Here is a 14,111-nt window from a genome sequence, read left to right on the forward strand (position 1 = left end):
GGCCTTGCGCCCGGTCTCAGTCGGTGTTCACTTTCAAGCGCAGGCCGAACTGCTTGGGCGTCAAACGCAAGGACAGTTGCGCTTGCTTGTTCAGGTCCAGCACCGGGGACAAGGACAGGCGGTTGCTGACCGCTTCGCGCTCAAAGCGCAGCCCGCCTAGGGTGATGTCCCTGTCGACGTCCCGAGGAAGGGCTTTGGCCCCCGCGTCGGCCGGAGAGGCGCAAGCCCAGGCTTGCGGCAAACACGTCGCCATGGCGCCCGCGCACACCGCCAGTCCCAGCCACAACATCAACAGCTTGCATGCCATGCGCTCCATCTCCGCCGGATGAAATGCGAGAACCTTCTCTCATCATGGACATTGGCGCGCCGGCCGCAAGTTTTTTATTGATTGCGCATGAAGTCGGCGGTGTTGTGGAAGGCCTCGATCAGCTTTTGCTTCAGCCAATCCTCGGCCACCAGCTCGTCCACCGCGCGGCGCATGCAGGACATCCACTGATCGCGCGCCGCCTCGTCCACCGCGAACGGCATATGGCGCATGCGCAGCCGCGGATGGCCGAAGGCCTCCATGTATAAAGACGGGCCGCCCAGCCAACCGGACAGGAACATGAACAGCTTCTGGCGCGAGCCGGCCAGGTCCTGCGGATGCATGTCGCGCAGCGGCTTGACCGCCGGATCGCTGTCCATGATGTCGTAAAAACGGTCGCTCAACCAACGCACCACGCCTTCGCCGCCCAATAATTGATAGGGCGTCATTTCCCGCACTTCATCGCTCACGCTTCATTCCCCGTCGTCGGCCGCACCAGCGCGGCCGCTGTTCTGGCCCGCTCGCGAGCCTGTTCCACCGTCTCCGCCGTGGCCAGGGCCACGCCCATGCGGCGCTTCAAATAACTTTCCGGCTTGCCGAACAGACGCAGGTCCGCGCCCGGCACCCGCAGGGCCTCGTCCACGCCGTCGAAAACGATGCCGGCCTCGTCCAGGCCGCCGTAGATCACCGCCGACGCGCCGGCGCTGAACATCGTCGCGTCCACCGGCAGGCCCAGGATGGCGCGCGCGTGCAGTTCGAACTCGGACCAGCGCTGGGTCGCCAGCGTCACCAGGCCGGTGTCGTGCGGCCGCGGACTCACTTCGGAGAACCATACCTGATCGCCCTTGACGAACAGCTCGACGCCGAACAGGCCGCGGCCGCCCAGCGCGTCGGTCACCGCCTTGGACACTTCGCGCGCGCGCAGCAAGGCCAGCTCGCTCATCGGCTGCGGCTGCCAGCTCTCCACGTAATCGCCGCTGCGCTGCAGATGGCCGACCGGCGCGCAGAAATGCGTGGCGATGCCGCCCGCGCCGTCCGCCGCGCGCACGGTCAACTGGGTGATTTCGTAATCGAAATCGATGAAGCCCTCGACGATCACCCTGCCCTTGTCCACCCGGCCGCTGCTGGCGGCGTATTGCCAGGCCTTGGCCACGTCCTCCGGCCCGCGCAGCAGCGACTGGCCCTTGCCGCTGGACGACATCACCGGCTTCACCAGGCAGGGGTAGCCGATGCCGTCGTCGATGGCGGCTTGCAGCGCTTCCAGACTGGACGCGAACGCGTACGGCGAAGTGGGCAGGCCCAGCTCTTCCGCCGCCAGCCGGCGGATGCCTTCGCGGTTCATCGTCAGATGGGCGGCGCGCGCGGTGGGAATCACCTCGGCCAGGCCGTCCGCCTCGATGCGCAGCAATTCTTCGGTGGCGATGGCCTCGATCTCCGGCACGATCAGATGCGGCCGCAGCTGCTCCACCAGCCGGCGCAAGGCCGCGGCGTCCGACATGTCGATCACGTGGCTGGCGTGGGCCACCTGCATCGCCGGCGCGCCGGCGTAGCGGTCCACGGCGATGGTTTCCACGCCCAGCCGCTGCAAGGCGATTACCACCTCCTTGCCCAGCTCCCCGCTGCCCAACAACATCACCCTGACGGCACTGCGACTTTGCGGCGTTCCGATACGCATGACGATTTTTCCTGGAAATGAATGGCTTGGCCCGCCGACGGCGGACGATGGGAATCCGAATCGGCGCGATTTTACCATGCGCCGGGCATCGGCTCGCTTCAGTTCAACCTATCGCTCAAGCGCGGCAGAACGCGAAATCCAGCGCCGGCGTGTCGCCGTTGACGATCTCCGCCAGCGCGCGGCCGGAACCGGCGCCCTCGGTCCAGCCCAAGGTCCCGTGACCGGTGTTCAGATACAAGCGCCGCAGCCGGCTGGGGCCGATCAGCGGCACATTGCCCGGCGTGGCCGGCCTCAGGCCGCTCCAGAAACGCGCGCGCTCCCAGTCGCAGGCGTCGCCGAACAAGGCGCGGCCGCGCTGCAGCAGCAAATCGCAACGCCGCGGCTCCAAATGCGTGGAATAGCCGGACAGCTCGGCGGTGCCGGCGATGCGCAGCTCGTCGCCCAGCCGCGACACCACCACCTTGTGGGCTTCGTCGGTAATGCTGGTCAGCGGCGCGGCGGCGGCGTCCAGAATCGGCAGCGTGGCGGAATAGCCTTTGGCCGGATACACCGGCAGGCGCAAGCCGGCCTGCGCCGCCAGCAACGGGGAATAAGCGCCCAGCGCCAATACGTAGGCGTCGGCCTCGATGCGCTCGTACGCGCCGTCGGCGGTGGTGACCGACACCCCGCTCACCGCGTCGTCCACGCGCTCCAAGGCGTTGATCCGGGTCTGGAAGCGGAACTCCACCCCGCGCAGCGCGCAGGCCTGGGCCAGCGCGACGGTGAACAGATGCACATTGCCGGATTCGTCGTCCGGGCTCCAGCAGGCGCCGCTCAGTTCGGGCAGGATGCGCGCCAGGGCCGGCTCCCGCTCCAGCGCCTGCAACGGCGTCAGCAGGCTTTTCTCCACGCCCAGCTTTCGCAGCTGCGCGCAGCCCGCGCGGGCCTGGGCCAGTTCGGCGTCGGAGAACAGCAGGGTCAGGATGCCCCGCTGCAACTGCTGGTAGTCTATGCCCAGCTCCTGGCGCAAACCGCGCAGCGTATCGCGGCTGTACAGGCCCAGCGCCACCATCTGGCGCATATTGCGCTCGCTGCGCCCAGGCAGGCATTCGCGCAGGAAATCCAGGCCCCAGCGCCATTGCCGCGTGTCCAGCCGCGGCCGGAACAGCAAGGGCGCGTCGTCGCGCAGCAGCCAGCGCAACACCCGCCACGGCGCGCGCGGATTGGCCCAAGGCTCGGACTGGCTGACCGAAATCTGGCCGCCGTTGGCGAAACTGGTTTCTCTCGCCGCGCCGCTGGCGCGGTCCACCACCACCACTTGGTGGCCCTTCTCCGCCAAAAACCAGGCGGTGGACACGCCGATGACGCCGGCGCCCAACACAACTACTCGCATCGACTCTCCACAAAAGCCAATGGGCAAGACCCGCTTGCCCATTGGCTTTACCAGCCGCGATCCACCCTTATGGCTTCTTCGCGTGCTCGTAAACCGTCTTGCCGCGCAGATGGAAATAATCCGACGCGAAATAGAAATTCTCGGAATGGCCGACGAATAGCAGGCCGTCCGGCTTCAACAGCGGCGCAAAACGCTTGAGCACGCCGAACTGGGTATCGCGATCGAAATAAATCATTACGTTGCGGCAGAAAATGGCGTCGAACTGGCGCTTGACCGACCAGTTCGTCTCCACCAGATTCAAGCGCTGGAAGGTGATCATATTGCGCAGCTGGGCCTTGGCCTGGAAGCTGCCGTCCGGCTGCTTGTCGAAGTATTTGGCGGCGTAGCCCGGCGGCAGGCGCGCCACCTTGTCCGCGGCGTAAATGCCCTTGCGTCCGGTTTCCAGCACGCTGGTGTCCAGATCGGTGGCCAGCACGCTGATGCGCGCGCCCGGCACCGCCTCCAAGGCGGTGATCGCCAGCGAATACGGCTCTTCGCCGGTGGACGAGGCCGCGCACCAGATCGCCAGCTCTCCGCCGCTCCCCTTCTTCTTCAGATGCTCGGCCAGCAGCGGGAAATGGTGCTCTTCGCGGAAGAAGAAAGTCAGATTGGTGGTCAGCGCGTTGACGAACTGTTCGAACTCGCGCTTGCCGCTGATCGACTCCAGGAAGTCGACGTAGGCGGCGAAGCCGGGCAGCTTCAGCTCGCGGATGCGACGCACCAGGCGGCCGTAAACCATGTCTTTCTTCGACGGGTTCAACGAAATGCCCGCTTCCTTGTAGATCAGTTTGCGAATGCGTTCGAAGTCGGCATCGCTAAACGCGAATTCACGGGTGAATTCGATCTTCGGCAAGACGACGGGTGGCAGCTTATTCATTTTGTTGTCCCCATAAAAAAGGCCCGGGCAAAAGCCCGAGCCTGTATTCTACCGCGTCCGGATCACACCGAGAACGACGAACCACAACCGCAGGTGGTGGTGGCGTTCGGATTGCGGATCACGAACTGGGAGCCCTCCAGGCTTTCCTGATAATCGATTTCAGCGCCGACCAGGTACTGGTAGCTCATCGGATCCACCAGGAAGGTCACGCCTTGTCTCTCTATAGCGGTATCGTCTTCATTTGCGATTTCGTCAAATGTGAAACCGTACTGGAAGCCGGAGCAGCCGCCGCCGGTAACGAAGACGCGCAGTTTCAGATCGGGATTGCCTTCCTCGGCGATCAGCTCCTGCACCTTGGAACAAGCGCTTGCGCTGAAGTTGATCGGGGACGGCATTTCAGTTGCAGCAGTAGTCATGTCAAACCTCGCAATTCAGTTCCGGGGCCTTGAGAACCCGCCAACGGTCCGCTAGCGGCCTGGCTGCGTGCGCGCTGCGGTTTCTCAAACCCCTTCTAAAGCCGGCAGAGCGGCATTCACCCACTATTTTAGTCGGATATTGGGGCCGATGGCGAGTCTTCAAGCGAACTAGTTCTTTCCGCGCATGCGCGGCTGTCTCAAGGCAGCAAGGGAACGATGTCCAGACCGGCCCGCTCCGGCAGCCCGAACATCAGGTTCATGTTCTGCACCGCCTGGCCGGCAGCGCCCTTGACCAGATTGTCTATCACCGACAACACCACCACCACCTCGCCGCCCTGCGGCCTGTGCGCGGCGATGCGGCAGACGTTGGCGCCGCGCACCGAACGCGTCTCCGGATGGCTGCCGGCCGGCAACACGTCGACGAAGGCTTCGCCGGCGTAACGGCGCTCGAACAGCGCCTGCACGTCGACGTCCGCCTTCAAGCGCGCGTACAGCGTGGCGTGAATGCCGCGTATCATCGGCGTCAGATGCGGGACAAAGGTCAGGCCCACCGGCTGCGCGGCCGCCCGGCCCAGGCCCTGGCGGATTTCCGGCAGATGGCGGTGGCCGGCCACGCCGTAAGCTTTAAAGGAATCCCCGGCCTCGGCCAGCAAGGCGCCCACCTCCGCCTTGCGTCCGGCGCCGGACACGCCGGACTTGCAGTCGGCGATCAGGCTGGACAGCTCCACCGCTCCGGCTTCGATCAAAGGCAGAAAACCCAGTTGCACCGCGGTCGGATAGCAACCCGGGTTCGCCACCAGCCGCGCGCCGCGGATGGCCTCGCGATTGATTTCCGGCAAGCCGTACACCGCTTCGGCCACCAAATCCGGCGAACCGTGGCTCATGCCGTACCATTTTTCCCATTCGGCGACGTCCTGGATCCGGTAATCGGCGGCCAGATCCACTACCCGCACCCCGGCGGCCAGCAGTTCGCGCGCCTCATTCATCGCAATGCCGTTGGGTGTGGCGAAAAACACCACATCGCAGTCCTGCAGCCGGGCTTGGTCGGGAGTGGAGAAGGCCAGATCGATGCGGCCTCGCAAGCTGGGAAACATGTCGGCCACCTTCATGCCGGCTTCCTTGCGCGAGGTGACCGCGCTCACGCGCGCCGACGGATGGCCGGCCAGCAAACGCAGCAGTTCGACACCCGTGTAGCCGGTGCCCCCGACGATTCCCACCTTGATCATGCCCATTCCTTTATATAAAACCGCGTCGCAAAAACGACAGTGTAGGCACTGCGATGCTGCCTTGCAATACGAAAGGGGGAAAGCGGGAAAACGACGGGCAAAGAAAAACCGCCTGACGAAGCAGGCGGTTTTCTTGAAAACAGAATCCGGCGAATTAACGCTTGGAGAACTGCTTGGCGCGGCGAGCTTTGCGCAGGCCGACTTTTTTACGCTCAACTTCACGAGCGTCGCGGGTCACGTAACCAGCAGCGGACAGAGCCGGCTTCAGAGCGGTGTCGAAGTCGATCAGAGCGCGGGTGATGCCGTGACGGATCGCGCCGGCTTGGCCGGTTTCGCCGCCGCCGACAACATTCACCTTGATGTCGAAGGATTCGAGGTTCTCGGTCAGTGCCAGCGGCTGGCGGATTACCATGCGACCGGTTTCACGAGCGAAATATTCATCAACCGGCTTGCCGTTGACGATGATCTGGCCCGAGCCCTTTTGCATGAACACGCGAGCAACGGAGCTCTTGCGACGGCCGGTGCCGTAGTAGTATTTACCGTTCATTTCTACGCCTTAAAATCAGATTTCCAGCACTTTCGGCTGTTGAGCAGTGTGCGGATGCTCGGAACCGGAGTACACCTTGAGTTTCTTGATCATGGCGTAACCCAGCGGGCCCTTCGGCAGCATGCCTTTTACGGCTTTTTCCAGAACGCGCTCCGGGAACTTGTCTTGCAGTTCGGTGAAGCTGCGCTCGTAGATACCACCCGGGTAGCCGGAGTGACGGTAGTACTTTTTGTCTTGTGCCTTGGCACCGGTAACGCGCAGCTTCTCGACGTTGACCACGACGATGAAATCGCCGGTATCTACGTGCGGGGTGTATTCCGGCTTGTGCTTGCCACGCAGGCGACGGGCGATCTCAGCGGCGAGGCGGCCCAAAACCTTGTCGTTGGCATCGACCACAAACCAGTCGCGTTTAACCTCATGCGGCTTGGCAGAAAAGGTCTTCATGGAACTCTTCCATCGTAATTCTTGAAAGTTACGGATTCTATTACAGCCCCGATCCGGCTGTCAAACCCTTGTGAGACAACAGAAATCCGGCGACCGGGCGGCGATGCTCGCGCAGAGGGGAAAATGCAGGCGGAATGGGGAGTTTGGCGGCGGCGGGACAAAAAAAAGCGCAACGTCTTGCTTTGTTGCGCCAAGTTCCACCTAAAGAAGGAGGATGGAGGAGACAACACCAAAACGCACACTTTGCATGCCACGTCCTGATGCAGGTTTCATTATCTGCATAGACTTGCTTCATTGCAAGGCTTTTTGTGCATTGCACTATAAAACGTGGCTTTTTACGTCACATGCGGCGAAAGACCCTGTTAAATCAAGGACAAAATCGCCATCGCACTGCAAGACAACTTTGGGGCCGCATCGTTTTTTGCGCCGCTTTTGCCGCTGGCCCGCGCGGTGGCGGGGCCCCAGGCCCCGCCGCGCTGTCCGACAATCCGCGGACGCTTACAGCTTGATCGCCGCGGCCAGAGCCACTTCCATCATGTCGCGGAAGGTGGTCTGACGCTCTTCGGCGCTGGTGGCCTCGCCGGTGGGGATGATGTCCGACACGGTCAGAATGCCCACCGCGCGCGCGCCGTATTGCGCGGCCACGCTGTAGATGCCGGCCAGTTCCATCTCGATGACCTTGACCTGCATCTTGTCCAGCACTTCCAGCATATTCGGCTGCACGCCGTAGAACAGGTCGGCGGAGAACACATTGCCCACCGTCACCGGCTTGCCCTGCTCCGCCGCGGCGTCCACCACCGTGCGCAGCAGGCCGTAATCGGCGATGGCGGCGTAGTCGTGGTCGTTGAAGCGCATGCGGTTGACCTTGCTGTCGGTGGACGCGCCCATGGCGACGAACAGTTCGCGCAGCTTGATGTCGGGCGTCACCGCGCCGCAGGAGCCGATGCGGATGATGTTCTTGACGCCGTAGTCCTTGATCAGCTCGGTGGTGTAGATGCTGGCGGACGGAATGCCCATGCCGTGGGCCATCACCGACAGGCGCTTGCCCTGGTAGGTGCCGGTGTAGCCGAATACATTGCGCACCGTGGTCACCAGCTTGGCGTCTTCCAGGAAGGTTTCCGCGATCATTTTGGCGCGCAGCGGATCGCCGGGCATCAACACGGTTTCGGCAAAATCGCCCGGCTGGGCGTTGATATGCGGTGTCGCCATCGTCTTTAGTCTCCAGATTCAAAAGAGCCCCGGCGCGCAGGCGCCGGGGCGTAAACGTCGTTCAATCCCGCCTCACAAGAAGGACTGACCGTAATCCATAGGGCTCAGGCCCAGATGCGCCGCCACGGTCTGGCCGATGTCGGCGAAAGTGGCGCGCTCGCCCAGCGAACCGGCCGGCACCTTCTTGCCGTAGCACAGCACCGGGATGTGTTCGCGGGTATGGTCCGTGCCTTCCCAGGTGGGATCGCAGCCGTGATCGGCGGACAGGATCAGGATATCGTCGTCGCCCAGCGCCGCCATCACCTCCGGCAGCCGCGCGTCGAACTCCTCCAGCGCGCGGGCGTAGCCGGCGGTGTCGCGGCGGTGGCCGTAGCTGGAGTCGAAGTCGACGAAGTTGGCCATGATGATGGCCGGCCGCTCCTCATGGTCGCGCATCGCGCCCAGGGTGGCGTCCCACAGCTGGTCGAAGCCGGTGGCCTTGTGCTTGTGGGTGATGCCGACATGGGCGTAGATGTCGGCGATCTTGCCGATGGACACCACGTCGCCGCCGGCCTTGGCCAGCTTTTCCAGCACCGTCGTCGCCGGCGGCTCCACCGCCAGGTCCTTGCGGTTGCCGGTGCGCACGAACTGGCCCTTGCCTTCGCCGACGAAGGGCCGCGCGATCACGCGGCCGATATTGTACGGCTCCAGCAGCTCGCGGGTGATCTTGCACAATTGGTACAGCCGCTCCAGCCCGAACGTCTCTTCATGACAGGCGATCTGGAACACCGAGTCCGCCGAGGTGTAGAAGATGGGCTTGCCGCTCTTCATGTGCTCCTCGCCCAGCCGGTCCAGGATCTCGGTGCCGGAGGCGTGGCAGTTGCCCAGATAGCCGGGCAGCTCCGCCTTGGCCACGATGGCGTCCAGCAGTTCTGGCGGGAAGCTGTTGTCGTGGTCGCTGAAATAGCCCCAGTCGAACAAGACCGGCACGCCGGCGATTTCCCAGTGGCCGGACGGCGTGTCCTTGCCGCTGGACAGCTCGCGGGCGTAGCCGTAGGCCGCCGCCGGCTCGGCCGGGTCCATGCCTTCCGGGAAATAGCCGGAAGACAGCCGGCAGGCGTGGCCCAGGCCCATGCGGGACAGATTGGGCAGCGTCAGCGCGCCGCTACGGCCGACGTTGGCGCGGCCGGCGGCCGCCTCCATGGCGATGTGGCCCAGCGTGTTGCTGCCGGCGTCGCCAAACTGCGGGGCGTCGGCGGCGGCGCCGATGCCCAGCGAGTCCAGAATCAGAATGATGGCTCGTTTCATATTGCCGCTCCGGGATTACTGCTGGCGAATCTTCTGATAGACCAGCGGCAGCGCGGAAGGTGCCGCGTCTGCCAGTTGGATCGCCGCCTTCAGGCGGCGCTCCGCGTCGGCGAAGCTGTTTTCGTCCGCCGCGTGAATGTAAGCCAGCGGCGCGCCGGCGTCGATGCGCTGGCCCAGCTCGACGAAGCGGGACAGGCCGACGCGGAAGTCCAGCTCGTCGCTGGGCAGGCGGCGTCCGCCGCCCAGCGCGCACACCGCCATGCCGATGCCGCGGGTGTCCATGCCGCCGACGAAGCCGGCGCGCTCGGCCAGCACCGGACGCACGATGGGCGCGGCCGCCATATGGGAATCATAGTTCTCCATGAAGTCGGCGGGGCCGCCCAGCGCGGCCACCATGCGGCCGAAGATCTCGGCGGCGCGGCCGGAGTCCAGCGCGGTTTGCAGCTTGTCGCGCGCCTCGGCCTCGTCCTTGGCCAGCTTGCCCACCACCAGCATCTCGGCGCACAGCGCCATGGTGACTTCATGCAGCCGCGGATTGCGCTCGTCGCCCTTCAGGTAACGCACCGCTTCGCGGGTTTCAATGCTGTTGCCGGCGGTCCAGGCCAAGGGCTGGCTCATCTCGGTGATCAGCGCGCTGGTGGCCACGCCGGCGCCGTTGCCCACCTTGACGATGCGCTCGGCCAGCTCCACGGATTTCTCCATCGTCGGCATGAAGGCGCCGGTGCCGGCCTTCACGTCCATCACCAGCGCATCCAGGCCGGCGGCCAGTTTCTTGGACAGAATCGAGGCGGTGATCATCGCCACCGACTCCACCGTCGCGGTCACGTCGCGCACCGCGTAGACGCGGCGGTCGGCCGGCGCCAGGTCCGAGGTCTGGCCGATGATGGCCACGCCCACTTCCTTGACCACGCGGCGGAACTCGTCCGGGCTGGGGAAGGGATTGTAGCCGGGAATCGCCGACAGCTTGTCCAGCGTGCCGCCGGTATGGCCCAGGCCGCGGCCGGAAATCATCGGCACGAAACCGCCGCAGGCGGCCACCATCGGCCCCAGCATCAGCGACACCACGTCGCCGACGCCGCCGGTGGAATGCTTGTCCACCACCGGGCCGGGCAGATTGAGGTCGCTCCACTGCATGCGGCGGCCGGAGTCGCGCATCGCCAGCGCCATGTGCACGTTTTCCTCCAAAGCCATGCCGTTGAAGTACACCGCCATGGTCAGCGCGGAGATTTGGCTGTCCGCCACGCTGCCGTCGGTGATGCCGGCGACGAACTGCTGGATGTCCTGTTGCGACAGCGCCTGGCCGTCGCGTTTCTTGCGAATGATTTCCTGAGGCAAAAACATGGCATTCTCCCTGCCTTGCGCCTGCCGCGGCGAAACGCGCCGCGAGCAATAAATAATGGCCGGGACCCGGGCCACGGCCAAGAATTAAGAGCCGCTAACAAAACCGCTTAGCGCACCTGAGGCAAGGCGCACCGACGCAGGCAGTACTAAAGTACGACAAGTCGGTGCAACGCGGCATCAGGGGTTTTGTCAGCGGCGATGAAACAGCGAACGATCAGTAGCCGCTAATCGGCTTGACCTCGCCCCCTTCGATTTCCGCCTGCAAATTGCCCAACAGGCCGGACGCGCCGAAACGGAAGCGCTCGGCGCTCACCCAGCCCGCGCCCAGCAGATGCTCGGCCAGCTCCAGGTATTCCGCCGCCTCGGCCGCGGTGCGCACGCCGCCGGCGGCCTTGAAGCCGCAAGCGCCGCCGGTTTCGCGGATGGCGGACAGCATCACGCCGGCCGCTTCCAGCGTGGCGTTCACCGGCACCTTGCCGGTGGAAGTCTTGATGAAGTCGGCGCCGGCCTGGATGGAGATCAGGCTGGCCTCGCGGATCAGCGCCTCGTCCTTCAGCTCGCCGCTTTCGATGATGACTTTCAGCGTCTTGCCCTCGCAGGCGTCCTTGCAAGCCGCCACCAGTTGCGCGCCCACCTCGCGGTTGCCCGCCATCAGCGCGCGATACGGGAACACCACGTCCACCTCGTCCGCGCCGTAGGCGATCGCGGCGCGGGTTTCCGCCACCGCGACGGCGATGTCCTCGTCGCCGGCCGGGAAGTTGGTGACGGTGGCCACTTTGACCTCGGGGCAGCCGGCCTCGCGCAAGGTTTTCTTGGCGATGGGCACGAAGCGCGGATACACGCAGACCGCGGCCACGGTGCCGGCTTCGCTCTTGGCCTTGCGGCACAGCGCGGCGACCTTGTCGTTAGTGTCGTCGTCGTTCAGCGTGGTGAGATCCATCAGGGACAGGGCGCGGCGCGCCGCGGCGATCAGTTCGGACATGAGCTAGCAAACCTTTCAAAATTGAACGGCCGGGCCTCGCCCAGCGTTCCAAAGCCTCCGCGTCGCCGGCCGGCGGCGACGCAAAAAAACCATTATGAAAATTTCTTTAAGTCAAAGCAATGCACAGCGACGGTGAACTTGTGCCAACGCAAACTCGGCCGCGGCACGCTATAAACGCCGCGCCTCCTGCACCCCACTCAACTCCATCATCCGCGACAGCACCCGGCTGATGTCCTGCACCTGGCGCACCTCCACGGTGAAGCGCATGCGGGCGCGGGTGTCGCGCGACAGGGTGTTGACGCCGATCAGGTTCAGCTTCTCGCGCGACAGCACGTCGGACAGGTCGCGCAGCAGGCCGGGGCGGTCCATCGCGATGATTTCGATGTCGATGGGGAACACGCTGCTGCGCTGGTCGCCCCATTCCGCGGCGATCAGCCGCTCCGGCGCTTCCACCGACAGCTTTTTCAGCGTCAGGCAACTGGTGCGGTGAATGGAAATGCCGCGCCCCTTGGTGACGAAACCCATCACCCCGTCCGGCGGCGCCGGCTTGCAGCACTTGGCCAGCACCGTCATCAGATTGTCCACGCCCTCGATCAGCACGCCGCCGGCGTCGTGGCCGCCCTTGCTGGCCTTGACCAGGCTTTCCGGCGCCACGTCCGCCGGCGGCGGCGGCGCGAAGCTGACGATGGCGTTGGACACCACGCGCGTGGTCAGCTCGCCGTGGCCCAGCGCGCCGTAGACTTCTTCCAGCTTGTCGTAGCCCAGCTTCTCCGCCAGCGCGCCCAGATTGGGCTGCATATGGCTGTGGCGCGCCAGCTCGCGCTCGAACAGCATCTTGCCGGTTTCGCGCACGGTGTCGGCGTTGAGCAGGCGGATGTGCTGGCGGATCTTGGAAATGGCGCGATGGCTCTTCACCCAGCCGTCGTGCAACCAGTTCACCGACGGCCCGCCCTCCTTGGCGGTGATGATCTCCACCCGCTGGCCGTTTTGCAGCGGCGTGGACAGCGGCACGATCTGCCCCTCCACCTTGGCGCCGCGGCAGCGGTGGCCCAGATTGGTGTGCACCGAGTAGGCGAAATCGATGGGGGTGGCGCCAAACGGCAAGGCCATCACCCGGCCCTGCGGCGTCAGCACATAGATGGTGTCGGCGAACAGCTCGGTCTTGAACGCCTCGGCCAGGCCCTCGCGGTCCGACATCTCCTCGCGCCAGTCCAGCAATTGGCGCAGCCAGGAGATTTTCTCCTCGTAGGCGGCGTCGCCCTTGCCGCCTTCCTTGTAGCGCCAGTGCGCGGCCACGCCGAACTCGGCGTGCTCGTGCATCTCGAAGGTGCGGATCTGCACCTCCACCGCCTTGTCCTCCGGCCCAATCACCGCGGTGTGCAGGCTGCGGTAATTATTGGCCTTGGGGTGGGAGATGTAGTCGTCGAACTCGCCGGGAATCGGCTGCCAGGTGCCATGGATGATGCCCAGCGCCGTGTAGCAGTCCGGCAGCCGCTCCACCAGGATGCGCACCGCGCGGATGTCGTAAAGCTCGGAGAAATCCAGTTTTTTCTTCTTCATCTTCTTCCAGATGGAGAAGATGTGCTTGGGCCGGCCGGCCACTTCCGCCTTGACGCCGGCGTTCTTCAGCTCCGCGCGCAGGGTGTCCAGCAAGCGGTCGATATAGTCGATGCGCTCCAGCCGGCGCTCGTCCAGCAGCTTGGCGATGCGCTTGTAGCTGTCCGGCTCGGTATGGCGGAAGCCCAGGTCCTCCAGCTCCCACTTGATCTGCCACACCCCCAGGCGGTTGGCCAAGGGCGCGAACAGGTCCAGCGTTTCGGTGGCGATGCGGCGGCGCACCGCCTCGTCCTCCACCTCGGCCAGGTAATGCATGGTCTGGGTGCGCCAGGCCAGCTTGATCAGCACCACGCGGATGTCGGCCACCATGGCCAGCAGCATCTTGCGCATGGTTTCCGCCTGGCGCGCGCGCTCTTCCGGCGTGGACAGCTTGTCGATGCGCGCCAGCTCGGTGATGCGGCGCACGCCGTTGACCCCCTCCACCAGCACCGCCACCGTGGGGTTGAAGGTTTCGCAGAGCCAGGCCTGCCAGTCCTCGCGGTAATCCGAGGCGGCGAACATCAAGGTGGCGACGATGGCGTCCGGCAACAGGTTCAGATCCGCGACGATGGCGGCCGCGGCCACCGCGTGGTTGAACAAGTCCTCGCCGGTCTGGGCCATGGTCTTGCCGCAGTACAGGGCGCGCGCCTCGTCAAAGGCGCGAGTGATCATCGCCTGCTCTTCCCCGCTCAGCGAAGAAGACAGGCCCTCCAGCCAGCGCTGCGGATTGGCCGCGTCTGCCAGGGTGTCAGCCATCGAACGAACTACGGAAACCATATCAACCCAGTTACTCAAA

General features: G+C 64.7%; 14 protein-coding genes. All 14 read right to left on the reverse strand.

What is annotated here, in order from left to right; all coding sequences use genetic code 11:
- Nucleotides 1-16: 16 nt before the first annotated feature.
- The gene (locus VK98_RS19840) at nucleotides 17-307 is read right to left on the reverse strand and encodes a hypothetical protein (protein WP_156187979.1); all 291 of its coding nucleotides are present in this window, start codon (nucleotides 305-307) and stop codon (nucleotides 17-19) included.
- 74 nt (nucleotides 308-381) lie between these two features.
- Nucleotides 382-774: a group II truncated hemoglobin gene (locus tag VK98_RS19845; protein WP_231589331.1), complete on the reverse strand. Its 393-nt coding sequence runs from the start codon at nucleotides 772-774 to the stop codon at nucleotides 382-384.
- Nucleotides 771-1,979: a formate-dependent phosphoribosylglycinamide formyltransferase gene (gene purT / locus VK98_RS19850; protein ID WP_048415683.1), complete on the reverse strand. Its 1,209-nt coding sequence runs from the start codon at nucleotides 1,977-1,979 to the stop codon at nucleotides 771-773. The genes VK98_RS19845 and purT overlap by 4 nt, the downstream gene beginning before the upstream one ends.
- A 115-nt stretch (nucleotides 1,980-2,094) precedes the next feature.
- A complete protein-coding gene (locus VK98_RS19855; RefSeq protein WP_048415684.1) occupies nucleotides 2,095-3,351 on the reverse strand; it encodes a D-amino acid dehydrogenase in 1,257 nt (418 codons plus the stop codon).
- A 67-nt stretch (nucleotides 3,352-3,418) separates the two neighbouring features.
- Complete coding sequence (locus VK98_RS19860) at nucleotides 3,419-4,267, reverse strand: CheR family methyltransferase (RefSeq protein WP_048415685.1); 849 nt, start codon at nucleotides 4,265-4,267, stop codon at nucleotides 3,419-3,421.
- Nucleotides 4,268-4,329: 62 nt separating this feature from the next.
- A complete protein-coding gene (gene erpA, locus VK98_RS19865) occupies nucleotides 4,330-4,662 on the reverse strand; it encodes an iron-sulfur cluster insertion protein ErpA (RefSeq protein WP_197083112.1) in 333 nt (110 codons plus the stop codon).
- A gap of 218 nt (nucleotides 4,663-4,880) precedes the next feature.
- Nucleotides 4,881-5,909, reverse strand: a complete 1,029-nt coding sequence (gene argC, locus VK98_RS19870; protein WP_048415687.1) for an N-acetyl-gamma-glutamyl-phosphate reductase — start codon at nucleotides 5,907-5,909, stop codon at nucleotides 4,881-4,883.
- 154 nt (nucleotides 5,910-6,063) lie between these two features.
- Nucleotides 6,064-6,456 carry a 30S ribosomal protein S9 gene (gene rpsI / locus VK98_RS19875; protein ID WP_019102900.1) on the reverse strand — a complete coding sequence of 131 codons (393 nt, stop codon included), beginning with the start codon at nucleotides 6,454-6,456 and terminating at the stop codon, nucleotides 6,064-6,066.
- A gap of 15 nt (nucleotides 6,457-6,471) precedes the next feature.
- The gene (gene rplM / locus VK98_RS19880; RefSeq protein WP_019102901.1) at nucleotides 6,472-6,900 is read right to left on the reverse strand and encodes a 50S ribosomal protein L13; all 429 of its coding nucleotides are present in this window, start codon (nucleotides 6,898-6,900) and stop codon (nucleotides 6,472-6,474) included.
- 498 nt (nucleotides 6,901-7,398) lie between these two features.
- On the reverse strand, nucleotides 7,399-8,109 hold the full coding sequence (deoD, locus tag VK98_RS19885; RefSeq protein ID WP_048415688.1) for a purine-nucleoside phosphorylase: 711 nt from the start codon (nucleotides 8,107-8,109) through the stop codon (nucleotides 7,399-7,401).
- A 72-nt stretch (nucleotides 8,110-8,181) separates the two neighbouring features.
- The gene (locus VK98_RS19890) at nucleotides 8,182-9,396 is read right to left on the reverse strand and encodes a phosphopentomutase (RefSeq protein WP_048415689.1); all 1,215 of its coding nucleotides are present in this window, start codon (nucleotides 9,394-9,396) and stop codon (nucleotides 8,182-8,184) included.
- A 15-nt stretch (nucleotides 9,397-9,411) separates the two neighbouring features.
- The gene (deoA, locus tag VK98_RS19895; protein WP_048415690.1) at nucleotides 9,412-10,737 is read right to left on the reverse strand and encodes a thymidine phosphorylase; all 1,326 of its coding nucleotides are present in this window, start codon (nucleotides 10,735-10,737) and stop codon (nucleotides 9,412-9,414) included.
- 214 nt (nucleotides 10,738-10,951) lie between these two features.
- A complete protein-coding gene (gene deoC, locus VK98_RS19900; RefSeq protein WP_048415691.1) occupies nucleotides 10,952-11,719 on the reverse strand; it encodes a deoxyribose-phosphate aldolase in 768 nt (255 codons plus the stop codon).
- Nucleotides 11,720-11,887: 168 nt separating this feature from the next.
- Entirely contained in the window at nucleotides 11,888-14,092 is a 2,205-nt protein-coding gene (locus tag VK98_RS19905; RefSeq protein WP_048415692.1) for a bifunctional (p)ppGpp synthetase/guanosine-3',5'-bis(diphosphate) 3'-pyrophosphohydrolase, read from the reverse strand.
- Nucleotides 14,093-14,111 lie beyond the last annotated feature (19 nt).

Origin of the sequence: Chromobacterium sp. LK11 (assembly GCF_001043705.1) — a bacterium.
GTDB lineage: Bacteria > Pseudomonadota > Gammaproteobacteria > Burkholderiales > Chromobacteriaceae > Chromobacterium > Chromobacterium alkanivorans.

What these genes read in the sequence shown, in the direction of transcription:
- rplM (WP_019102901.1), bottom strand. Translation starts at nt 6,900, where the DNA reads ATGAAGACCTTTTCTGCCAAGCCGCATGAGGTTAAACGCGACTGGTTT.
- VK98_RS19855 (WP_048415684.1), bottom strand. Translation starts at nt 3,351, where the DNA reads ATGCGAGTAGTTGTGTTGGGCGCCGGCGTCATCGGCGTGTCCACCGCC.
- rpsI (WP_019102900.1), bottom strand. Translation starts at nt 6,456, where the DNA reads ATGAACGGTAAATACTACTACGGCACCGGCCGTCGCAAGAGCTCCGTT.
- deoD (WP_048415688.1), bottom strand. Translation starts at nt 8,109, where the DNA reads ATGGCGACACCGCATATCAACGCCCAGCCGGGCGATTTTGCCGAAACC.
- VK98_RS19905 (WP_048415692.1), bottom strand. Translation starts at nt 14,092, where the DNA reads ATGGTTTCCGTAGTTCGTTCGATGGCTGACACCCTGGCAGACGCGGCC.
- VK98_RS19890 (WP_048415689.1), bottom strand. Translation starts at nt 9,396, where the DNA reads ATGAAACGAGCCATCATTCTGATTCTGGACTCGCTGGGCATCGGCGCC.
- VK98_RS19860 (WP_048415685.1), bottom strand. Translation starts at nt 4,267, where the DNA reads ATGAATAAGCTGCCACCCGTCGTCTTGCCGAAGATCGAATTCACCCGT.
- purT (WP_048415683.1), bottom strand. Translation starts at nt 1,979, where the DNA reads ATGCGTATCGGAACGCCGCAAAGTCGCAGTGCCGTCAGGGTGATGTTG.
- VK98_RS19840 (WP_156187979.1), bottom strand. Translation starts at nt 307, where the DNA reads ATGGCATGCAAGCTGTTGATGTTGTGGCTGGGACTGGCGGTGTGCGCG.
- deoC (WP_048415691.1), bottom strand. Translation starts at nt 11,719, where the DNA reads ATGTCCGAACTGATCGCCGCGGCGCGCCGCGCCCTGTCCCTGATGGAT.
- deoA (WP_048415690.1), bottom strand. Translation starts at nt 10,737, where the DNA reads ATGTTTTTGCCTCAGGAAATCATTCGCAAGAAACGCGACGGCCAGGCG.
- erpA (WP_197083112.1), bottom strand. Translation starts at nt 4,662, where the DNA reads ATGCCGTCCCCGATCAACTTCAGCGCAAGCGCTTGTTCCAAGGTGCAG.
- argC (WP_048415687.1), bottom strand. Translation starts at nt 5,909, where the DNA reads ATGATCAAGGTGGGAATCGTCGGGGGCACCGGCTACACGGGTGTCGAA.